This window comes from Shewanella sp. GJ50-10, assembly GCF_055808815.1.
In genome coordinates, this window is record NZ_JBVVSS010000001.1 from 4,100,189 (window position 1) to 4,122,501 (window position 22,313).

At 42.6% G+C, this 22,313-nt stretch carries 23 protein-coding genes and 1 pseudogene; 20 read left to right on the top strand and 4 right to left on the bottom strand.

All coding sequences use genetic code 11. The features are described from left to right. Positions 1 to 73: 73 nt before the first annotated feature. The 19 genes and pseudogenes from AC0L4E_RS17210 (at position 74) to AC0L4E_RS17300 (ending at position 18,712) form a co-directional block, all read left to right on the top strand. Positions 74 to 937: a DUF3014 domain-containing protein gene (locus AC0L4E_RS17210; RefSeq protein ID WP_473680474.1), complete on the top strand. Its 864-nt coding sequence runs from the start codon at positions 74 to 76 to the stop codon at positions 935 to 937. A 248-nt stretch (positions 938 to 1,185) separates the two neighbouring features. Further along, positions 1,186 to 1,977 (top strand): beta-ketoacyl synthase chain length factor, encoded by a 792-nt coding sequence (locus AC0L4E_RS17215; protein ID WP_473680476.1) that lies wholly within the window; start codon positions 1,186 to 1,188, stop codon positions 1,975 to 1,977. 3 nt (positions 1,978 to 1,980) lie between these two features. Next, on the top strand, positions 1,981 to 2,826 hold the full coding sequence (locus AC0L4E_RS17220) for a lysophospholipid acyltransferase family protein (RefSeq protein WP_473680478.1): 846 nt from the start codon (positions 1,981 to 1,983) through the stop codon (positions 2,824 to 2,826). A 28-nt stretch (positions 2,827 to 2,854) separates the two neighbouring features. Beyond that, positions 2,855 to 3,109 carry a phosphopantetheine-binding protein gene (locus AC0L4E_RS17225; protein ID WP_153912387.1) on the top strand — a complete coding sequence of 85 codons (255 nt, stop codon included), beginning with the start codon at positions 2,855 to 2,857 and terminating at the stop codon, positions 3,107 to 3,109. Between the two features lie 8 nt (positions 3,110 to 3,117). Continuing rightward, positions 3,118 to 3,366 (top strand): acyl carrier protein, encoded by a 249-nt coding sequence (locus tag AC0L4E_RS17230; protein ID WP_220753672.1) that lies wholly within the window; start codon positions 3,118 to 3,120, stop codon positions 3,364 to 3,366. After that, complete coding sequence (locus AC0L4E_RS17235; protein ID WP_473680480.1) at positions 3,366 to 3,917, top strand: COG4648 family protein; 552 nt, start codon at positions 3,366 to 3,368, stop codon at positions 3,915 to 3,917. Before AC0L4E_RS17230 ends, AC0L4E_RS17235 begins: the two co-directional genes overlap by 1 nt. Next, entirely contained in the window at positions 3,910 to 5,277 is a 1,368-nt protein-coding gene (locus AC0L4E_RS17240) for an AMP-binding protein (protein ID WP_473680482.1), read from the top strand. The genes AC0L4E_RS17235 and AC0L4E_RS17240 overlap by 8 nt, the downstream gene beginning before the upstream one ends. Next, positions 5,270 to 5,644 (top strand): ApeI family dehydratase, encoded by a 375-nt coding sequence (locus AC0L4E_RS17245; RefSeq protein WP_220753714.1) that lies wholly within the window; start codon positions 5,270 to 5,272, stop codon positions 5,642 to 5,644. The genes AC0L4E_RS17240 and AC0L4E_RS17245 overlap by 8 nt, the downstream gene beginning before the upstream one ends. After that, positions 5,641 to 7,424: pseudogene (locus AC0L4E_RS17250) on the top strand (glycosyltransferase family 2 protein). The gene AC0L4E_RS17245 and the pseudogene AC0L4E_RS17250 overlap by 4 nt, the downstream one beginning before the upstream one ends. A gap of 4 nt (positions 7,425 to 7,428) precedes the next feature. Further along, the gene (locus tag AC0L4E_RS17255; protein ID WP_473680484.1) at positions 7,429 to 8,994 is read left to right on the top strand and encodes an HAL/PAL/TAL family ammonia-lyase; all 1,566 of its coding nucleotides are present in this window, start codon (positions 7,429 to 7,431) and stop codon (positions 8,992 to 8,994) included. A 1-nt stretch (position 8,995) separates the two neighbouring features. Next, a complete protein-coding gene (locus AC0L4E_RS17260; protein ID WP_473680486.1) occupies positions 8,996 to 9,460 on the top strand; it encodes an acyl-CoA thioesterase in 465 nt (154 codons plus the stop codon). Further along, the gene (locus AC0L4E_RS17265; RefSeq protein ID WP_473680488.1) at positions 9,457 to 10,386 is read left to right on the top strand and encodes an outer membrane lipoprotein carrier protein LolA; all 930 of its coding nucleotides are present in this window, start codon (positions 9,457 to 9,459) and stop codon (positions 10,384 to 10,386) included. Before AC0L4E_RS17260 ends, AC0L4E_RS17265 begins: the two co-directional genes overlap by 4 nt. Then, positions 10,386 to 12,881, top strand: a complete 2,496-nt coding sequence (locus AC0L4E_RS17270) for an MMPL family transporter (protein WP_473680490.1) — start codon at positions 10,386 to 10,388, stop codon at positions 12,879 to 12,881. The genes AC0L4E_RS17265 and AC0L4E_RS17270 overlap by 1 nt, the downstream gene beginning before the upstream one ends. Beyond that, positions 12,871 to 14,229 carry an NAD(P)/FAD-dependent oxidoreductase gene (locus AC0L4E_RS17275; RefSeq protein WP_473680492.1) on the top strand — a complete coding sequence of 453 codons (1,359 nt, stop codon included), beginning with the start codon at positions 12,871 to 12,873 and terminating at the stop codon, positions 14,227 to 14,229. The genes AC0L4E_RS17270 and AC0L4E_RS17275 overlap by 11 nt, the downstream gene beginning before the upstream one ends. After that, positions 14,229 to 14,813, top strand: coding sequence for a DUF3261 domain-containing protein (locus AC0L4E_RS17280; RefSeq protein ID WP_473680494.1), 585 nt, complete (start codon positions 14,229 to 14,231; stop codon positions 14,811 to 14,813). The genes AC0L4E_RS17275 and AC0L4E_RS17280 overlap by 1 nt, the downstream gene beginning before the upstream one ends. Positions 14,814 to 14,923: 110 nt before the next feature. After that, complete coding sequence (locus AC0L4E_RS17285; protein ID WP_473680496.1) at positions 14,924 to 16,201, top strand: beta-ketoacyl-[acyl-carrier-protein] synthase family protein; 1,278 nt, start codon at positions 14,924 to 14,926, stop codon at positions 16,199 to 16,201. Beyond that, on the top strand, positions 16,194 to 16,679 hold the full coding sequence (locus AC0L4E_RS17290) for a hotdog family protein (RefSeq protein ID WP_473680497.1): 486 nt from the start codon (positions 16,194 to 16,196) through the stop codon (positions 16,677 to 16,679). The genes AC0L4E_RS17285 and AC0L4E_RS17290 overlap by 8 nt, the downstream gene beginning before the upstream one ends. Before the next feature lie 72 nt (positions 16,680 to 16,751). Continuing rightward, the gene (locus tag AC0L4E_RS17295) at positions 16,752 to 17,483 is read left to right on the top strand and encodes a 3-ketoacyl-ACP reductase FabG2 (RefSeq protein ID WP_473680499.1); all 732 of its coding nucleotides are present in this window, start codon (positions 16,752 to 16,754) and stop codon (positions 17,481 to 17,483) included. Next, a complete protein-coding gene (locus tag AC0L4E_RS17300; RefSeq protein ID WP_473680501.1) occupies positions 17,480 to 18,712 on the top strand; it encodes a beta-ketoacyl-ACP synthase in 1,233 nt (410 codons plus the stop codon). The genes AC0L4E_RS17295 and AC0L4E_RS17300 overlap by 4 nt, the downstream gene beginning before the upstream one ends. 52 nt (positions 18,713 to 18,764) lie before the next feature. Here the strand turns inward: AC0L4E_RS17300 and AC0L4E_RS17305 are convergent, their stop codons facing one another. Then, a complete protein-coding gene (locus AC0L4E_RS17305) occupies positions 18,765 to 19,886 on the bottom strand; it encodes a 2OG-Fe(II) oxygenase (RefSeq protein WP_473680503.1) in 1,122 nt (373 codons plus the stop codon). Between the two features lie 438 nt (positions 19,887 to 20,324). On the opposite strand from AC0L4E_RS17305, the gene AC0L4E_RS17310 reads away from it, so the two are divergent. Next, on the top strand, positions 20,325 to 20,690 hold the full coding sequence (locus tag AC0L4E_RS17310; RefSeq protein ID WP_473680505.1) for a rhodanese-like domain-containing protein: 366 nt from the start codon (positions 20,325 to 20,327) through the stop codon (positions 20,688 to 20,690). A 31-nt stretch (positions 20,691 to 20,721) separates the two neighbouring features. Here AC0L4E_RS17310 and AC0L4E_RS17315 read toward each other — a convergent pair whose 3' ends face one another. The 3 genes from AC0L4E_RS17315 to AC0L4E_RS17325 form a co-directional block, all read right to left on the bottom strand. Then, positions 20,722 to 21,210 carry a thioesterase domain-containing protein gene (locus AC0L4E_RS17315; protein WP_473680507.1) on the bottom strand — a complete coding sequence of 163 codons (489 nt, stop codon included), beginning with the start codon at positions 21,208 to 21,210 and terminating at the stop codon, positions 20,722 to 20,724. A 10-nt stretch (positions 21,211 to 21,220) separates the two neighbouring features. Continuing rightward, entirely contained in the window at positions 21,221 to 21,670 is a 450-nt protein-coding gene (gene dtd / locus AC0L4E_RS17320; RefSeq protein ID WP_473680509.1) for a D-aminoacyl-tRNA deacylase, read from the bottom strand. A 65-nt stretch (positions 21,671 to 21,735) separates the two neighbouring features. Continuing rightward, complete coding sequence (locus tag AC0L4E_RS17325) at positions 21,736 to 22,305, bottom strand: hypothetical protein (protein WP_473680511.1); 570 nt, start codon at positions 22,303 to 22,305, stop codon at positions 21,736 to 21,738. Between the last annotated feature and the right edge of the window lie 8 nt (positions 22,306 to 22,313).

A 22,313-nucleotide genomic window follows, 5' to 3' on the forward strand; every position in this document is an offset into this window, starting at 1 on the left:
ATTTGAGCTTAAGGTTTAATCTAATTATCCCATGTTCAGTTCTACTTTCGATGTTTAAAGCTAAGGAATAGAAATGCAAGTCAATCAAGAAGACAGAGCGACACCACAATCAGACAAAGCAAGTGGTAGCAATGCAGGCGTCATCGGAATCACTGTTGCCGTATTATTAGCTGCTGCGGGTTATTTCTATTTCACTTCAGAGAAAGAACCTGAAGTAGTAGCACCAATTCCAGTTCAATTACCTGAGCCTGTGCCAGAACAGCCAATCGAGCAAGAGCCGATTGAAGAAGTGATTGTAGAACCTGAAGTCATTGAGCCTGAAGTCATTCCTGCAGAGCCAGAAGTCGTGGTTGAGCCATTGCCGGCACTGACTGAAAGTGATGATTTTGTTGAACAAAAAACCATTGAAATGGCTGATGGGATGAAGATCGATTCGATAATCCTTAAAAAGGATATCGCGCGTCAGTTTGTGGTATTTGTCGACAATATGGCTCAAGGCGAAGTTATTCGTAAAGCTAGCCCGTTAAAAGGTCCAAAAGATAGCTTTAGTGTCAGTGAGATTACCGATAAAACTTATTTAAATCCTGACAGTTACCATCGTTATGACTTGTATGCAGACATGATTGCAGGCATGAATGACGAACAACTGGTTGGTACCTTTAAAGAGCTATCGCCACTGTTCAATCAAGCATTTGATGAACTAGGTTACGGCGACATGAGCTTTGAAGACAGAATGCAAGATGCCTTCAAAATGATCTTAGCTGCGCCAATCATTGAAGATCCGATTGAGCTCTCTTCAATCAGTGTGAATTATCAGTTCGTCGACACTAAACTTGAAGCCTTACCTAATGTGCAAAAATTCATGGTCAGAATGGGCCCTGAAAACACCCGTAAGATAAAAGCCGCGGTGAGAAAGCTACAACAGCAACTGAAATAACTGCTACCGTAGTCGTTTAAGATTATCTCCTATCGAGATATTCGTTTACGCTTTAAATCGTTTTAAAATAGTGACATTCGTGTCGCTATTTTTATTTGTGCTTATAGTAAAAAAACTCATTAAATTGCAAATATTACGGTACAATCTGATAGCTATTTTAAAACAGCTAGTTAATAAGATTTCTAACTATCAAAAGCACGAAAATTTAGCTCAGCGAGGGATCACTGAGCCGTATCTGAGGCAATGTAGTGCAATTAGTATTTGATATTCTGTCGTGGGGTGCATGGTCTGTCGACTTTCAAGATAAAGAAAGTTGGCACCAATGGGAGCGAAACGCAACCTCGTCATCAGACAATAAAACTTCCCCTGCATTAGCGCACGTTCCAGCGATGCAGCGCCGCCGTTTTAGTCGTTTAACTAAAATGATGCTTACTGCTGCCCATGATTGCCAGCCCGCGAACGATTGCCGTAGTGTTTTTGCATCAAGACATGGCGAGCTCACCCGAACTCTTGGCTTATTGCAAGATATTGTCGCTAAAGAAGCCCTATCCCCACTCGCCTTTAGTCAATCAGTACACAATACTGCCAGCGGCATTTACGGCATTGTCAGTGGCAATACTGCTCCATCAACTTCTATTGCTGCGGGTGAAGAAACTTTATCTCAAGCAGTCATTGAAGCTTACGCGCAACTCGCAGAAAACCCTGCGCCTGTATTACTGGTGTTTGGTGATGATCCTGTACCGCCTGTTTACAACCAATACACCCAAGAATTTGAATTGCCGTTAGCATTAGGCTTGTATTTAGCGCCTGCCAATAATGATAAGCAGCCTGCTATTGCGCAGTTGAACTTAAGCCAAACAGCCTTGACCCAAACAGCCTTGCCCAAAATAGCCAGTAAACCAGATAGCGATGACACAGCAAAAGCACTGAGTTTTGCAGAATTAATTAACGCTATTGCTTGTCAAAAAGCATTATCAGGCCATTTGTGTCATTGGCATTGGCAGTTATCCTTGCCACCTGAACTAGACGAACGGCTGTAATCAATGAGCCAAAACAATAGCCTAATTAAACCAAAACCATTTCCTTATTTAACAGGTTTGGCCTATATCCCACGCTGGATAGGCGGAGTCATGTGTTACGTAGTATTTGGTCTTGGTGGGTTATTAAGTTCACTCACTGTTTTACCAGTAATACGTTTTTGGCCTGGCACGAAACAGCAACGTATCGCTAGAGTGCAAAAAGCCGTTCATATTATGTTTAAAGGCTTTGTGTGGATGCTAACCTTCACAGGCTTAATAAAAGTACATAGCCAAAACACCCAAGCGTTAAGTCATGCCAAAGGCGTGATTGTGATAGCTAACCACCCCACTCTAATCGATGTGGTGGTCTTAATTAGCTTGATACCTAATGCTGGCTGCATTGTAAAACAAGCGCTTTGGCGTAATCCATTTATGCGTGGCGTATTATCATCGGCGGGTTATATCCCTAACCGCGGCGCTGATTTACTGCTAAGTGACTGCCAAAAAGTGCTAGATAGCCATACAAACTTGATCATTTTCCCAGAAGGCACACGTACAATCGTTGGTACTAAGATTAATCCTTTTGCCCGCGGCGCAGCTAACATAGCCATTCGCACTCGCACTGATATTGTGCCAGTGATGCTGCATGTGGATGTGGCCGGGCTGACAAAGCAGCAACCTTGGTACGAACCGCCGAGGCAAACTGTAAATATGTCAGTAGAAATCGGCGCAGCTTTTGACCACCTGAGGTATGATACAAGTCAAAGTAGTGACGCTAAAATGGCTCGAGTACTAACCAGAGAGTTAGAGCAGCTTTATTCGCAACAGATAACCGCTCTTCCGCCGTTAACTGAAACGAACAACAAATAATTACAATCAAATAAATTAGAATATTAATATGAATCTACATAACGAAATTAAACAACTCATTATCGACTGTCTCGACTTAGAAGATGTCAGTATTGATGATATTGAAACCGATGCACCACTTTTTGGTGAAGGTCTGGGGTTAGACTCGATTGATGCGCTCGAATTAGGCTTGGCAATTAAAAAACAATTCGACATTAAAATCGAAGCAAACTCAGATGCCACCAAAGCGCACTTTTTCAGTGTGGCTAGTTTAGCCAGCTTTATTGAATCTCAGCGTTCTTAGGAGTCATCATGCAAAATCGTGATCAAATCCTTGAGATGCTAACGCAAATTCTAGTCGATGAATTTGAAATTGATGCTGATGATATCAGTCTAGATGCTTCACTTTATGAATCGTTAGATTTAGATAGCATTGATGCGGTTGATTTAGTCATTAAACTACAGCAAATGACTGGCAAAAAAATTCAGCCTGAGCAGTTCAAAACCGTACGCACGGTTGAAGATGTTGTTAATGCCATCGAAGGCTTAATGAAAGATTAATGGTGCTGCTACTGCAAATCGTCACTGCCATCGTCATTATCTGTTACCCGTTAGCAGTTTACTTTGGCTTGCAGTATCTTCCACCAGGCACCATAGCACTACTACTTTGTGGCATATTAATCGCTCGGTTAGTGCTAAATAAACAGCAGTTAAAAACCATGGCACTGCCTATATTGGTGGGTATTGGTTTAACCGCTGCTAGTTTTATTGCCAAACGAAATGATTGGCTGCTGTATTACCCAGTGGTGATTAACTTAACCATGCTTGGTTTATTTAGTTACTCGCTTAAAAATGGCCCAAGCATGATAGAACGCTTGGCTAAATTAAAAGAGCCTGATTTACCAGATTCAGCAATTCCATATTTAAATAATGTCACCCGACTTTGGTGCGGATTATTTATCATGAATGGCTCAGCTGCGCTTTACACTGCAGAGTTCGCCACATTGGAATTGTGGACTCTTTATAATGGATTAATTGCCTATATCTTCATGGGTTTATTGCTCGGTGGAGAATGGATATACCGCAACTTTTGGTTGAAAAAACATGAATAACTTGCTGATAAATTGGCTCAATACTGGCCCTAAAACGCAACAACTGATTAGTTTCAATCATCATGACATCGTGACAGGTTCCCTGTTTACAGCTCATGTTGCCCATCTATTCGAGCAACTCAATGCCAGCCCTATTAAACGCTGGTTATTGGCAGCCGAGACCAGTGATTTATTTGCCGCTGGCATTTGCGCTGCGCTACTTGCTGGCAAACAAGTGGTATTACCGTCTAACACCCAAGGCGGCACATTAAATGAATTAAACCATGCTTACGATGGCATTATTGCCGATCAGCCATTGTCTGAAGTTAAGCACTTTATTTTATTGAAAAAAGAAATGGGCTTAGCCAATAAGCCTTGGCCACAATCATCGCAAATTGGCGACCTAGTACTGTTTACATCAGGCAGCAGCGGCGAGCCTAAAGCCGTTGAAAAGTCGATTGAACAACTGGATGCCGAAGTCAGCGTACTTGAAAGCACATTTGCATCAAGATTACCCCAATGTAGTGTTGTCTCAACGGTTTCTCATCAGCATATATACGGCTTACTGTTTAAAATCCTGTGGCCATTAGCTGCAAGTCGCCCATTTTTGAGTGACTTAATTGAGTACCCAGAAACCTTAAGCTACTACATCGCCTTGATGCCGAACTTATGCTTAGTCAGCAGTCCAGCTCAATTATCGCGCTTACCTGAAGCGCTAGAATTTGAGCAGCAACAACTGGCGCCAAGTCTTATTTTTAGTTCTGGTGGTCCGTTAAGCTACGAAGCGTCGCAACATATTCATACTTGTTACGGCCAATTCCCAATCGAAGTCTTTGGTAGCACTGAAACGGGCGGTATTGCGTATCGCCGCCAAATGTCACCTAACAGAACTTGGCTACCATTTAGCAAAATCGATATCGCGGCAGATCCTGAAGATGGTGCCTTGATGATCAAGTCACCTTACTTAGCCTCTAATGCTGAGTGGCTAAAATGTGATGACAAAATTGAACTGGCTGCGGATGGTCGCTTTAGCCTATTACATCGTTTAGACCGTATCGTTAAAGTGGAAGAAAAACGCTTATCATTGGCGCAAATGGAAAGTCTGTTATGTACCCACCCATTTGTTAATGAAGCGGCAGTAGTTCAATTAACTGAGCCTAGAATGATGCTGGGCGCTGCAATTACACTGACCGATGAAGGCCTGGCTCAACTTGATGAGTCGGGTAAGCTAAGCGTAAATAACCATCTTAAAAAACATTTACTTAGCGAGTTCGAGCGAGTGACATTACCTCGTCGTTGGCGCTACCCAGAAACCTTACCCGTCAATTCACAGGGTAAGCGTGTACAAACGGATTTATTAACAGTATTCAATGATGATTAAATCAGCTTTACCCCAAATAATCAGTCAGCAAACCACTGACGATGGGATCTGTTGGCAAATATTTGTCGCAGCAGAGCTCGACTATTTTAAAGGCCACTTTGAAGAGCAGGCCGTATTACCTGGAGTCACTCAACTTGATTGGGCTATTCAACTAGGTTGTCAGGCTTTTGGATATAAGCCTGAAGTCGCAAGCCTTGAAGTGCTAAAGTTTCAACAACTTATGTTGCCAGATAGCCAAGTGGAATTATTGATTAGCCATAACTCTGCTAAATCAAAGCTGACGTTTAGTTATCGTGATGGCGATAAGCGTTACGCTTCAGGACGGATTGCATTAGCGCCGACTCAAAATAAGGAAAGCCAATCATGAAGCTGGCTCTTATTATTCCCAACTACAATCATCAACAAGCCATTGCAGACACCTTAGTCGCTTTGGAGCCATTTGGCCTTCCTTGTTATTTGATTAATGACGGCAGTAATGACGAAACGCGTTATTTATTACAATCGTTAGCGGACCAATATGACTGGGTGACACTGTTAACTCACCCATTTAACCGCGGTAAAGGCGCAGCGGTAACCACAGGCCTGCGTGCAGCATTTGCCGATGGTTTTACTCATGCATTACAAGTCGATGCTGATGGTCAGCACTGCTTAGACGATATACCGACCATGATAGAAGCCAGTGAAGCCGAGCCGCTTGCGCTGATTTCAGGTAAACCACAATATGATGAATCGGTACCTAAAGGTCGTTTATACGGCCGTTATATCACCCATTTTTGGGTGTGGGTTGAAACCTTAAGTTTTGATATTCAGGATTCTATGTGTGGCTTTAGGGTTTACCCGTTAGCCGCAACTGAGCAGCTATTTCGTGAGCAAGCGTTAGGTGAGCACATGGATTTCGATATTGAAATTATGGTGAAACTCCATTGGCAAGGTGTGTCAGTCACTCATATTCCTACCAAAGTGATTTACCCAGAAGACGGCATTAGTCACTTTCAGGGCGTAAAAGACAACATTCGCATCTCGGCAATGCACACGGGGTTATTTTTCGGCATGTTAAAGCGTTTACCGCAAATATTGTCAAAAAAAACGCCAATAAACATTGGTCAGCCATGGGTGAACGTGGCAGTTATTGGGGCATTAAACTTATTGCCGACAGTTACCGTTTAGGTGGCCATTGGTTATGCCGAGCCATTATGTACCCTGTGATTTGCTATTTCTTCCTCACTGGCGTTACCGCAAGAAATGCCTCGATGGATTTTTTACGTCGCGTCAAACTCAAGCATCCTGAGCACGAACAACTGCCTGATCCTATCACTTGGCGCGACAGTCTTAAGCACTTTTTTGCTTTTGGTAATGCCGCTTTAGATAGAATCGATGCTTGGTGTGACAGGATTAAACTTGCTCAAGTCGATTTTCCAGATAGACACGTTTTAGCTGACCAAGTGGCGTCAGGCCAAGGCGCTGTATTGTTAGTGTCTCATTTAGGCAACCTCGAACTTTGCCGCGCAATTTCAATCCACCAGCAACAAGTTAAAGTCAATGTCATGGTGCTCACCAGCCATGCGGCAAACTTTAATAATGTGCTAAAGCAATTAAACCCAAACAGCGGCTTAAACCTTATTCAAGTCAATGAGCTTGGGCCAAGCACAGCAATGCTACTGCAAGATAAAATAGCCGCAGGGGAACTGGTGGTTATTGCTGCAGATCGCACCTCATCAGATACTGCTGGACGGGTTTTTTACAATGATTTTATCAATCAACAAGCGGCATTTCCTCAAGGTCCATTTATCCTTGCTGGCTTGCTAGATTGCCCTGTTTACACCATGTTCTGTTTACAAGAACAAGGTCGTTATCGTGTTCATGTGGAGCACTTATCAGATAGTTTAAAAGGCTCTCGCAAAGGCCGCACAGAGCGTTTAGCTCAAGCCGCAACTGAATATAGCCGCCGCCTAGAACATTTTGCCACCAGCCAACCGCTGCAGTGGTTTAACTTTTATGATTTTTGGCGTCGTGACGAGCACTCACAAAGAGCGCAATCTGAATCAGCGCAACCTCTGAATAAGACTAGCAATGAGACTCAAAACGAAGCCAAAAACGAGCCTCGTCAGTCACAGCAAAACCAACCTAATACTAAGCAGGAACAGTAATACCATGAGCCAATCTACTTCATCTTCATCAGCATCGACCTTGGCAACGGTAAACTTTGGTCAACGATCTATTAGCCTTGAGCAAGTAGTAAGTGTGGCTAAGGGCGCACCTGTGAAGTTAAATGAAACAGCCCAATACCAAGAATATATTCAAAAAGGCGCACGCTTTATCGATAGCCTACTCAGTGAAGAAGGCGTGGTATATGGCGTCACCACTGGCTACGGTGATTCTTGTACTGTCACTGTTGGGCTCGATTTAGTTCATGAATTACCACTGCATTTATCTCGTTTTCACGGTTGTGGCTTAGGTGATATCTTCTCGCCGATGCAATCTAGAGCCATTATGGCCTGTCGATTAAACTCACTCGCAGTGGGTAAGTCTGGGGTGACCTACGAGCTATTACAGCGTATTGAATTGCTATTGAACCTTGATATCACCCCAGTGATCCCGGAAGAGGGTTCTGTAGGTGCCAGCGGTGACTTAACCCCGCTTTCGTACTTAGCAGCGGTATTAATTGGCGAGCGAGATGTGGTTTATCAAGGCAAACGCCGCCCAACAAAAGAGGTTTATGCTGAGCTCAACATAGTGCCATTAACATTGCGCCCTAAAGAAGGTTTGGCGTTAATGAATGGCACCGCAGTGATGACCGCTTTAGCCTGTTTAGCTTATGATCGCGCTCAATACCTTGCTCGCTTATCGAGTCGTATTACCGCAATGGCGTCGCTCACCCTTAAAGGTAATTCCAACCATTTTGATGACATCTTATTTGATGCCAAACCCCATCCTGGTCAAAACCAAATTGCTACTTGGATCCGTGAAGATTTAAATCATCACACTCACCCAAGAAACTCTGACCGTTTACAAGACCGATATTCAATTCGCTGCGCGCCGCACATTATCGGGGTATTGCAGGATGCATTACCGTTCATGCGCCAATTCATTGAAACCGAATTAAACAGCGCCAATGACAATCCTATTGTTGATGGTGAAGGTGAACATATCCTACATGGCGGCCATTTCTACGGTGGTCATATTGCCTTTGTAATGGATTCGATGAAAAACACCGTTGCCAACTTAGCAGACTTAATTGATCGCCAAATGGCGTTAGTGATGGATCCTAAGTTTAATAACGGCTTACCAGCTAACTTATCGGCCTCAGTTGGCGCACGCCAAGCCATTAATCACGGTTTTAAAGCGGTGCAAATTGGCGTATCAGCTTGGACTGCTGAAGCATTAAAAAACACTATGCCTGCCAGTGTGTTTTCTCGCTCAACAGAGTGTCATAACCAAGATAAAGTCAGCATGGGCACCATTGCAGCTCGAGATTGCATGCGAGTATTACAACTTACTGAACAAGTTGCTGCAGCAGCCTTACTTGCCATGACTCAAGGTATTCATTTACGTATTGCTCAAAACGAGTTGGCTCAGGATTCGTTAACGCCGTCATTATCTAAAACCGTAACCCAAGTTAGCGAAGACTTTGAACTACTTACCGAAGATCGCCCACTGGAAGCCGTTTTACGTCAAACGGTCGAGAAGATTCAATTGGGTCAGTGGGAGGTTTGCTGATATGAAGGCCATTTTCAGCACCGAACTTACTATGATGGTACCATTTCATGATGTCGATTCAATGGGTATCACTTGGCACGGTAACTACTTACGTTACTTTGAAGTCGCGCGCTGTAAATTGCTCGATGAACTGGGCTATAACTACCGCCAAATGATGCACTCTGGCTACGCTTGGCCCATTGTGGACACGCAACTTAAATATGTAAAAAGCAGCACCTTTGATCAACACCTTATCGTGCATGCTGCTATAGTTGAGTGGGAAAACCGCCTTAAGATTAACTATCATATTCGAGATGCCGAAACAGGCCAACGGATAACTAAAGGCTATACTATTCAAGCGGCTGTTGAGATAGAAACAGAAGAGCTTTGTTTCGTCACCCCAGCAGTATTTAGACAAAAAATCCTGCCATTACTTGAAGAAGGTCAACTAAAACAAGAGCTAGCTGCGGAGCTTGGTAATCAATGAGACTGCTGCTAACTGCGATACTCAGCCTCACTTTATGCTTAGGCACAGCAAAAGCTGAGCAAGCTGAATTAACTAACGAGCAACTCGCTAGCTTATTTAGCACTAATGCGAATTCAGCTGCTCACTCGACTTCTAGCGCCACTTCCAAGTCAACGTCTAGCTCAGCTTCTAACTCGGGAAGCGCTGTGCAAGTTAACAATCAACAGCTCAGTCTATTGGCGCAGCAACTGCAACTTGGGGCGCAAGCCAAGGGGGAGTTCCAGCAAACCCGTTACCTCGCTGCACTTAAAAGACCGCTAAAAAGTGCTGGTGAATTTATCTTCAGCCAAGACATTGGCTTGCTATGGAAGCAAACAACACCTTTTGCCAGCACCATAGTGTTACAGCAAAATACCCTGATTCAACAAGATAGTTTTGGCAATATTACCCATAGCCAAGCTAATCAAACTAGCTCAGCAATGGCTGAGCAATTACCACAATTGATGCAGGCATTGTTAACAGGTGATCTTGACGCTTTAGCCCAAGACTTTGAATTATTTATGCCCGAGAATATGGCGACTCACAGTGACTCGGCGCAAATAATAAATTGGCAATTAGGTTTAGTGGCAAAAGACCCATTAATGCAAAAAGCCATTGGCGCAATGGTGCTAGAAGGAGGCGTTGTTGACGGTAAACAGCAAATTAACCGCCTAACTATGCTATCTGCACTTCCACACTCAACATCAGCTGTATCTGGCACTGATACTAGCCATGTTACTAATACTGGCGATAGAACCATCATTAACTTTTCCAATGTGGTCCAAAAGCTGACTCCAGCAGATATACAAAGCTTTGAGCTTTCAACAACTAAAGACTCAAAAGCCAGAGAGCCAGAATCTAAACAACAAGTCACTCGTTCGAACAACTCTGATAGCGAAACCAACTAATGGCAAAACTGGTTAGTTGGTTTAACTCACCCAAACAAGCCTATTCGCGTTTTATTATCTGGTGTTTACTGGTTATTTCGGTCTGCGTTTATGGAGCCAGCTTATGGCAATCAGGCGCAAAAATTCAAAGTAATATATTGGCTATGCTGCCAAAACTCAGTGAAGCACCTTTGACTCAAAAGGCGTTAGACAAAGTTGAATTTCGCCTTGCCGATCAAGTTTATATTGGCTTAGCGGCAGAGAATAAGCAGCAAGCGATTAGCGCGGCAACCCAGTTTATTGGACAGTTACAGCAATCACCTGATGTCTTTACTGACATTCAAAGTGGTGAAAGCAAACAGATGCAGGCGTTGAGCCAATATTACTTTGATAAACGTTTTATGTTACTGACTGATGAACAACAAAAACATCTAAGTGACGATGAAGGCTCGAACCAGTGGCGACAATTATTACAGGCGGCACAGCAGCAGTTATATAGCAGTTTTGGTTACGCCAGTAGCGCACTGTTAACTCAAGACCCATTACTATTGTTCCCTGACAACATCATGGCTCTGGCGCCATCTAAGCGACTAACCAGCGAGCAAGATATTCTCTTGGGTCAATCAGGGACCAAAACCGTCGCGATCATCATTGCTAAAGGGGTCAAAAGTGCGTTTAACCCTGATGGCCAGCAACAACAAATTGCAACGTTAACCGATGCCTTTTCAGAGTTAACCCTTCAATACCCTGATATTGAGGTGATTAAGGCAGGCACCCTGTTCCATGCTCAGGCGGCAACGCAAACCGCCAAGTTCGAAGTATCCACTATCGGCAGTCTTTCATTATTGGGCGTGATGCTATTAGTCTGGTTTGGCTTTAGAAGTATTATGCCACTGTCATTAGCGATGTTGACCTTATCCAGTGGTTTTTTGTTTGCCACCGTGGCCACATTGACCGTTTTTGGCGAGTTACACCTTCTCACATTAGTATTTGGCACTAGCTTGATTGGCGTTGCTATCGACTACAGCTTTCATTTTTACTGCGAAAAACTGCGACTTAAAACCCCAAGCGCAACTGATATTATTCAACGAATTATACCTGCAATGACATTAGCTTTGTTGACCAGTGCAATCGCGTTTATTGCAATTGGCTTTACGCCGTTTCCGGGGATGCAACAGGTTGCTATATTCTGCGCAGCTGGCCTTTTAGGCGCGTATCTGACTTTGGTATTTGCTTATCCGTTACTGGCTAATCATAAACTGCCCACATCATCTTACTTGCTGGTGTGGTCAGAAAAATATTTGCTATGGCTAACAAAGGTTACGAATAGCTTCACGGCTCAGCAATCTGCTAATAAACCCGTAAAAATGGCATTACTAGTGCTAGCAACGGCAGCCTTTTTGACAGTAGGCTTTAGCCAGCTCACCAGTAATGACGATATTCGGAATCTACAGCAAAGCCCTGCGAATATTACCGCCGAGGAAAATAAGTTAAGACAGGTATTAAGCGGCGGCACAGATAATCAATTTATCCTCGTCAGCGCTGCTACTGAGCAAGGCTTATTGGCCGAGTTAACACTCTCCGCAAAAGTGTTATCTGCGGCGGTTGATGCTAATGAAATCAGTAGTTTTGTTAGCTTGAGTCGCTATTTACCTAGTGAGCAAACACAACGAGATAATTACCTCGCTTACCGGCAGTTATATCAACAGCATTTAGATGAAATCATTGATGCACTTGGGTTAGATGAATCTATCAAGCCTGATTTACTTAATAGTCTTGCCCACAGCAAAAATGATTTTATAACACCTGATGCGGTTCTTGATATTGCTGGTAAAGATTTAGCGGGTCTTTGGCTAAGCCCTGATGTTGGAACTGATATTAATGCTGATGCAGAGATAAATACTGATACCGGCGCTCAATCAACACAGTTTGGCAGCATCATTTTATTAGGTGGCATTAACGATTTATCGGCGCTTACTCTTCGGGTTAAGCAAAGCGGATTATCAATGCAGGTGATTGATAAAGTGGGTGAGATTTCCCAGTTAATGGCTAAATTTAAACAACTCACTTTGCAGTTGTTAGTCTTGGTCTGCGTGATTGCCATTGGCATCTTTAGCTTCAAATTTGGAGTTAAACTTGCTGTTCGCATTGTAATGATCCCAGCGAGTTCAATCCTACTGACTTTAGCTTGCATTGGTTTAGTCGGCTCGCCACTGAGTTTATTCCACGCATTAGCACTTATCCTCGTTTTAGGTATTGGTATTGATTACAGTTTGTTTTTCGCCTCCGTTAAATCAAACTCAGCAGCTTCTGCTAGTGGAGTCATGATGGCAGTATTGATGTCAGCTTGCTCAACCTTACTGGCTTTTGGTTTACTCGCTTTAAGCCAAACAAACGCTATTCATTACTTTGGCCTCACATTATTATTTGGTATCGGATTTACATTTTTACTCGCACCACTCATAAGCATGAATGTTGAAAATACAACAAGAGAAGTAGCACATTATGGAAAATAACCCAGTAAGTTCGCGCAAGGATGCACAACAAAATACCACTGTCAGTGGTAATAATGCTGATGTCGATGTGGTCATTATAGGCGCAGGGCCTTCTGGAGCGATTGCCGCAAGCTTATTACACCAGCAAGGCAAGCAAGTTTTGGTAATTGAAAAACAACATTTCCCTCGTTTTTCAATTGGTGAAAGCTTACTGCCTTATTGCATGCAGTTTATTGAGCAAGCGGGCATGTTAGACGCGGTTAAGCAGGCTGGATTTCAGTTTAAAAATGGCGCAGCTTTTCGCCATGATGGTACATACACCACGTTTAACTTTACTGATAAATTCACTCAAGGCCCAGGTACCACTTTTCAGGTTCAGCGTGGTCAATTTGATAAATTGTTAGCGGATACAGCAGCATCCCAAGGCGTTGAGATCCGTCATGGGCATAGCGTTAACGATATCGACTTGGGAGATAACCTGTCATCATCACCTAAACTAAGCGTCACAGATGAGCAAAATACCCCATATCAAATCACCGCTAAATATGTCCTTGATGCCAGTGGTTTTGGCCGAGTGCTACCGAGATTATTAGATTTAGAAAAGCCATCTGACTTACCTGCTCGTAGCGCCATTTTTACCCATATCAAAGACAATATTACCGATCCTGATTTTGATCGTGAGAAGATCTTAATTAGCGTTCACCCAACCCAAAAAGATATTTGGTATTGGTTAATTCCTTTCAGTGATGGCCGCTGCTCGGTGGGGGTAGTGGCTGAGCCACATTTAATTGAACATTGTCGTTCTGGGGTTGAAAGTAGCGCTAAAGCTGAAAACAAAGACCGCAGCAAAGACGAACTAGAGCAACAACTCTGGAAGCTAATCAATGAAGAGCCCGGCCTAAAAGCATTACTTGCCAACGCGACAGTTTTACAGCCTTGTGCAAGTTTAAAGGGCTACTCTGCCAATGTATCAACCTTAGCCACATCGCAATTTGCTTTACTCGGCAATGCTGGTGAGTTTTTAGACCCTGTTTTCTCATCAGGGGTGACTATCGCTATGCAATCTGCCGCAATGGCTGTTGAGACCTTAATCAAACAACTTGATGGCGAAGAAGTAGACTGGCAACAAGACTACGCTCAGCCATTAATGCAAGGGGTAAATACCTTCCGAACTTACGTTCAAGCTTGGTACGATGGCCGTTTTCAGGATGTGATTTTTTACGAAGATCCAAACCCAATCATAAAACAAATGATTTGTTCTATCTTGGCGGGTTATGCTTGGGATACTAATAACCCATTTGTGAAAGATTCAGAGCGTCGTCTGAATATGATTGTCGACTTATGTCGCGACCACACTAAAGCGAGTTAATGATGCATCGATTCATTCAATTTTCGATTGTAATTATAGCCTTGTTAGTTTCAGGTTGTAGCCAACAATTACTGCGACAAACCTGCGTTAAACTGACGCCAGAAGTCAATTATTGCCTTGCTCCTATGTTACAAGCACAGGCCAATGACGAGCAATTTCTGAGTCAAAAAATCAGTTTCACCCATGGCGAAAAACATCATGAATTACTGACTCAGCTTGAGCTGACAACAACTAAAATGACCATGGTAGGCCTTGCGCCCATTGGCCAAGCTTTATTTACTGTCACCTTTGATGGCGATGACGTTATTAGTCAACAAAATGTATTAATGGGTGAGGATTTTAAAGCTGAGTATTTAATGGCAATCATGCAGTTGATATATTGGCCTCATGAGCAAGTTAACCCATACTTTAGCCAAGGTGAAATGCGCGATGTAGATTGTGACCAGCAGCGTTGTAGCGCTTTGTTCGTCAATAACGAACCTGCAATTACCATTGATTACTCAGATAAGAATCCATGGATTGCTGAGGTGATATTGCATTTTCCGGCAGCGAATATCACCTTATTAATTTCGCCATTGCTTTAACCCGATAGCGTTAAATAAATAGCATTAAATAAATAGCATTAAATAAAAGCCTGTAACTACACTGATGTAAATCATCATTAAGATAAGTACCAATAACTATGTCAATCACTATGCGCCGTTCCATAGCAATTACACACATTGGACTATGTACCCCATTAGGTCATACGCCTGAGTCAGTACTGGCAAATTTACTTGCTGGCAATACTGATGCGATGGTGATGCGAGATGACTTAATGTTTGCTGCTGAAACGCGAGTTGGCGCCATCAATGACACCGACTTATTAGCGATTCCTGATGCGCTAGAGCAATTTAATTGTCGCAATAACCGCTTGTTGTATACCGCGGCACAGCAGCTAAAACACAGTATTGAACAAGCCAAAAACCTGTTTGGTAAAACTAGAGTTGGCGTGGTCTTAGGCACGAGTACTTCAGGCATTTCAAAGGGCGAAGCGGCGCTTGAATATCATCAGCAACACGGTAAATTTCCACCCAGTTACCACTACGCTCAACAAGAGCTTGGCAGCACCAGTGACTTCTTGCGCAAGCTTTATGACTTAGATGGCCCTTGCTATACCGTTTCGACCGCTTGTTCATCAAGTACCAAAGTATTTGCCAGCGCGCAGAGATTACTCAGGGCAAACATGTGCGATGTAGTCATCGTTGGTGGGGTCGATAGTTTATGCCAGTTAACGTTAAATGGATTCAATGCGCTCGAGTCAGTATCTACAGGTTTATGTAATCCATTCAGTGAAAATCGTGATGGTATTAATATTGGCGAAGGTGCTGCATTATTTATGTTGCAGCTTACTGAAGTTGAAAATACTCAAGATCAATCAGCCACTGAAGTGTTATTGGCGGGTATCGGCGAGTCATCTGATGCCCACCATATTTCGGCGCCCCATCCGCAAGGTTTAGGTGCTATAGCCGCAATGAAAGCTGCACTTAATGATGCTGATATCAATGCAAGCCAAGTTTCATACGTCAATTTACATGGCACAGCGACCCCTAAAAATGATGCGATGGAGTCAGTTGCTATGCATCAAGTGTTTGCAGGCGAAATAGCGAGTGCAAATACAGCTACTTCCTATGCTATCCCATTATGTAGTTCAACCAAGCCTTTAACGGGCCACTGTTTAGGCGCGGCTGGCGCCATTGAAGCTGCATTTTGCTATTTATTATTAAGCTCATACAATCAAGATCAATTACTGCCTCCGCACATATGGGATAAGCAACAAGATCCCAATAATCCTGTATTGCCTCTTGTGGAATCAGCACCTTTAAATGGTGTGCAGTCAAAACCACTTAATTATATTATGAGTAACTCATTTGCTTTTGGTGGCAGCAATGCCAGTATCATTTTCGCGAAAGCAGGAAAACAAGATGTCTGAAAAGATTGCAACTATGGCGTTACTAGCCAAGGATATTGCTGAGTTTGTGCCCCACAGAGCACCGATGATTTTGATAGATAGAGTCATCAAACATCAGCAAGACAGCCTTATTACACAAGTTGAGATTACGGAACAAAGCGCTTATTTTAATGACGCTATCAATGGCGTACCCAATTACGTCGGCATCGAATATATGGCGCAAAGTATTGCCGCTTTAGCCGGTGTTGAAGCGCACCTTAGAAATGATAAAATTCGTGTTGGATTTTTATTGGGCACGCGTAAATTGCTAATGCATCAGCCCCTTTATCAATTGGGTCATAAATATCAAATTAGCGTAGCAAGGTTATATCAAGAAGACTCTGGTTTAGCAGTTTTTGACTGCCAAATTTTAGCTGATGAAACCGTTATTGCCTCAGCCAATGTGAACGTATTTCAGCCCCAAGATACCCAAGCATATATACAGGAAAGTTCGGTGTAGCCAATCATGTCAGTTCAACACAATAACAAGCTGACGCTGCACTTTACGGAGATTAAAAGGTATTTATAAAAGATGACAACAAATAATAGAGTTTTAGTCACAGGTTCTAGCCGTGGTATTGGTAAAGCGATAGCACTAAAACTCGCATCCCAAGGCTTTGATATCGCGGTTCACTACCACAGCAATATTACCGCTGCCCAGCAAACCCAAGCTGAAATCCAAGCTCTAGGTGTCAGCGCCAGTTTAATTGCATTTGATGTTGCAGACAGACAAGCTGCTAAAGCACAGATTGAACAAGATATTGAGCAACATGGCGCCTATTATGGGGTTATCTTAAACGCTGGGATCACCAAAGATACCGCCTTTCCTGCCATGACCGAAGAGGAATGGGATAGTGTGATTCATACCAACCTCGATGGCTTTTATAACGTCATACAGCCCACCATTATGCCGATGATCCAAGCCAGAAATGGTGGTCGGATTATAACGATGGCTTCAGTCTCTGGTATTGCGGGTAATCGCGGACAAGTAAATTACAGCGCCTCAAAAGCTGGACTAATCGGCGCAACCAAAGCGCTGTCTTTAGAGCTCGCCAAACGAAAAATTACCGTTAACTGTATTGCACCAGGTTTAATTGAAACCGATATGGTCAGTGATTTTCCTAAAGATATGGTCAATCAAATCGTGCCAATGCGCCGCATGGGCAAAGTTAATGAAATCGCCGGACTGGCTAACTTTTTAATGTCCGACGACGCAGCTTATATCACTCGCCAAGTGATCTCTGTTAATGGAGGCATGATATGAGCCGCAGGGTGGTTATTACAGGCATAGGTGGAGTGTCCGCTTTAGGTCACGACTGGCCGACGATCGCTAAGCGATTACAACAAAAACATAATTGTGTCATCACTATGGATGAATGGGATAAGTACCCTTCTCTTAATACACGTCTTGCGGCACCGATTACTGATTTTGAGCAACCTAAACATTATTCGCGCAAAAAAATCCGCTCAATGGGGCGAGTTTCTATTATGGCTACTCGCGCCAGCGAAGTGGCTTTAGAAGATGCGGGCCTGTTAGGTGAGCCTATCGTGTCATCGGGAGCAATGGGCATTGCTTACGGCTCATCAACTGGCAGTACTGAACCCATTATTGGCTTTGGCGATATGCTAAAAAACGGTGATATGTCGGGTATCAATGCCACTAGTTATATTCGAATGATGGCCCATACGACTGCGGTTAATGTTGGGGTTTTCTTCGGCCTTAAAGGTCGCGTACATACCACCAGCAGCGCATGCACATCTGGCAGTCAAGCGATTGGTTATGCCTATGAAGCGATTAAATTTGGCCAGCAAACACTGATGCTCGCAGGCGGCGGTGAAGAGCTATGCCCAACTGAAGCGGTAGTTTTTGATACCTTATTCGCCACCAGCACTAAAAACGATAAACCACACACCACACCAAGACCTTTTGATAGCCAGCGCGACGGCTTAGTGATTGGCGAAGGCGCTTGTACTTTAGTGCTCGAAGAACTCGAACATGCCAAGTCCCGCGGAGCGACGATTTATGCGGAACTTGTCGGTTTTGGCACTAATTCTGATGGTTTGCATATCACTCAACCGAATGCCGACACGATGGAAGTAGCCATTAGACAAGCCCTGAGTAACGCTGATATTGATGCTAGTCAGATTGGCTATATCAATGCCCATGGCACAGCGACCGATCGCGGTGATATCGCTGAAACTAAAGCGACTTATGCCGTCTTTGGTGAGCAAACACCTATTTCATCACTCAAGAGTTACACCGGCCACACTCTAGGAGCTTGTGGCGCTTTAGAAGCTTGGGTAAGTATTGAAATGATGAATGCTGGATGGTTTGCACCTAGTCTTAACCTCGAAGAGGTCGACCCTGAATGCGCCCAACTTGATTATATTAAAGACGATATAAGACAGCTTAGTACCGATTATGTCATGAGTAATAATTTCGCCTTTGGCGGCATTAATACCTCATTGATTTTTAAACGTTGGCAGGCTTAAAACTGTGATTTCAAGGAAGCTAAATGCCTTCCTTGAAATCAAAACAATATCGTTAAAGCACGTTTATCGAATTGAGAATACTTTTATAAGACGTGGGTTTGGCTCTTAACCACTTAGAAAATAGCCACTTCTCACCAGATATAACTGGCATACCTTGATGCAACGAAAGTGGTAATGGTGAATAGCTGTTATCGGTATTGTTAAAAACGATCAGTTGCTTCGCTTTCGGCCTTATTGATTTATCTAATCTTGGAAATCGAGTCTCTCCACCTTGCTCAACTTCATTCAAATAAATTAAGACTGTTTTGAACCTTTGACCACCATCTTGCAAAGCGACTTCTGAGCCTGAATCATTAGGGTGAAAAAAATCATAGTGTTCTTTGTATTCCTCTCCTGGTAAGTACTTTAATACATTACTGAGCTCACCATTTTCTATAGCAAGATTAAAATAGGCAGCAATTTTTTTCTCGATATTAAGCAGAATCCAATCTTGAATAGTGGGCTTTAGCTGAGCAACCGAGCCCGTCCTCACTTTACTAACTCGAGTTGCACCAGTTTCACCATCAACAACCTTTGAACGCTTAATGGATGCTTGCGCATTATTCATTAGCCAAAGACATTCAAAGTCAGAAACAAAGTTATCAACTGTGTATAGATTGATTTCTTGAGCAATTAATTCATATGACAACTTTGATAGATCAGGCCTTTTTAAATCACTAAAATCTGAAACACTAATTTTCTCTGATTGGCTATTAAGTTGAAATAATACTTGTTTTACAGCGGGTATATGGGCAAAAGAACTTAGAATACTATGAGCCTTTTGCGGATAGCTTTGTTGGTAATATAAGTTTGCTGCAACCAAAATTGCCGACAAGTCTTCTTCCTCAACCGCCTGAAACAAGAAAGATTGAAACTCAACCCCTATTTCAGAGTGGAAATAGAGTAAAAATGCAGCTTTATAATTTGCCCCCTTTACTTTTTGTTTCGTCAAATCGAATAAATAATCTAAACCCAATGAAGGCTGCTTACGAATAAGTAAATCTACATATAACAACTGCGCTTCAGAATTTTGTGAGCTTGCTAGCGGTTTAATTATCGCTTCAGCACCGGTAATGCTTCCACGAATAAGCAATTTCTTCGCTTGCTCTAATTGAATTTCAGCCTCTTTAGTCACATGCATACTTTTTTATTTATAGTTAGAATATTTAACATTTATAATACTATAGAACCTAATGCCATGTACTAATGGTTATTAAGTTGGTTTAATAAACTCAGCCAAGGATAAGTGTTGCCACCTGGATTGAACAAGATTGCGATAAATCTTTAAACTCGTATTATCAATAAGATCATTGACGTTTTAACACCTGTATCTACACTATTGAATGCTCAAGGGTTTTAATTAAAACCTATCAATATTTCAATACAATATCAGGATCTTACCCTCACGATTCCGCTGACACTTATAAAAAATGAGAGCCTATCAATACAGAGGCTCCCTGTTTTTACTTGCTTTAAATTATGCATTAGAATAATCTTATTGAAACAAATCTAATATTTCTTATGTTCTTAAACAATATAGCTAGTGAATTTTAACTAAACAGGTGGGCTAATAATGAAAGATGTAAGTTTAGAAAGGATGACTGATAATAATACTGAATCTAGCACAGCAATGAAGCTTTCAGGTAAACAGGAAACGGACATTTGCTGGAAACTGGTTAAGCAAGGTGCACCGTTAATAGATGTCAGAAATCCAGATGAATTTGCCTCAGGCCACTTACCTGAAGCGATTAATGTACCACTGACTGAATTAGATAGTTGGCTATCTGAACATGATAAATTACAGCAATTTGTTGTGTATTGTGGTGCAGGTATTAGAGCTCAAAAAGGCTGTGATATTTTTGAAGCTAAAGGGTTTAGTTGCGCCGTTAATGCGGGTGCGATGAAAGACTTACTGTGTTGTGAATCATTGAACGATTAATCTCTATTGAGCACTTAATCTCTGTTGAAGCTTAATAACTAAAGTACAAGCCACTAAACGTTGCGCACAGTTTATCTGCACAATGTAGTTGTACTTCAAGTTTCACTTTCGCTTTACCACCTGTTTTAAGAGGCATAAGTGAGGCTGTTTCTGGCCAAACAACATTGATGATAGGATCTTGATTGATCGGCGAATGGTAACGAATATGCGCATCGGCTAACACAATATTACCTTCTATACCTAACAACCTTTGCTGCAACCACATCATCCCCCAACCTGTTAGGGTCATTAAGGTGTAAATGCTGCCAGCAAACATGGTTTGATGAAGGTTGATATTAGGTGCCATGGGCGCCGACACAATGAAGTATTGCCCATCAAAGGCCTGTGGTGAGATTTGCATAAACTGACTCACCGGAATGGTCTGATACCAAGTTTGCTTTAACTCAGTTAACCACACCTCATACTTATGCAGCTCTGGTAGCGACAAACATGGATGAGTTTGAGTTGAGTCAGTATTCATCAGAAGTAAATTATACCTGCAGGTTAAACGTGACAGGGCCATCATTGAGCAATTCGACTTTCATATCTGCACCAAATGAACCCGTTTGTGTATTTACGCCTTGTTCGCGGCAAAATGCCACAAAGGCTTCATAGAGGTCATTGGCTTGATCTGGTGTTGCTGCACACGAAAAGCTTGGGCGTAAACCTCTGCCTGTATCTGCAGCTAAAGTGAATTGCGAAACCACTAAAAGTTCACCACCTGCTTGCTGCAAATTTAGGTTCATTTTGCCGTTTTCATCATTAAAAATTCGGTAACCAATTACCTTCTTTGCAAGCTTACGCATTTTTTCAATGTCGTCATCTTTCTCGACACCTAACAAAACTAATAAGCCTTTATTGATACTGCCGGTGACCTGCTTGCCTTCAGCAGAATCGATAGTGACACTTGCATGTGCCACTCTTTGGATTAACCCAATCAATGTTATTTCCTATTGTTGTGTTCACCATATGGTTGATGAACACATTCTACAATATTACGCCCCTATTACGCCCCAGCGTCAGGCTTAATTACAGGAATTGGTTTAATCAACTCTTCTGAACCTTTAGGGAATGATTTGCCTACTTGCTTCAACCCCTCATCAGTCCACAGCATGAAACGACGCAACTCTTCTAACTCAATAGAATCAACAAAAGTAGCTGCACCTTGTACCTGAATCACGCCACCATTTTCACGAATAACAAACTTAGCAAAGTTAAGTTTTTGGTTTAGTGAACCAATCAATACCAAAAGTTCTTTACTACCATGTAGTTGAGGATGAACAGCAAACAAGCGGTTAGTTAAAATTCTATCTACGCCTTGCTCGCTCATGCTTGGCTGTAACACAAACTGGTTATCACCAAATTGCACTGCAACACTATTAGGGCTAAGTTTAGTGGCTAAATAGCTCGACTTTAATAAGGCGTTATAAAGCTCATCAGTCGCTTGCTGATCTGTCATGCCAGCCATATTAATCATTTTAGGCGCAGCGTTCGTTTCGCTGATTTCTGATGAATTGTCGGTTGCAGCACAAGCTGATAAACCTAATACACATGCTGCAATAATCAATTTTTTCATTTGCTATC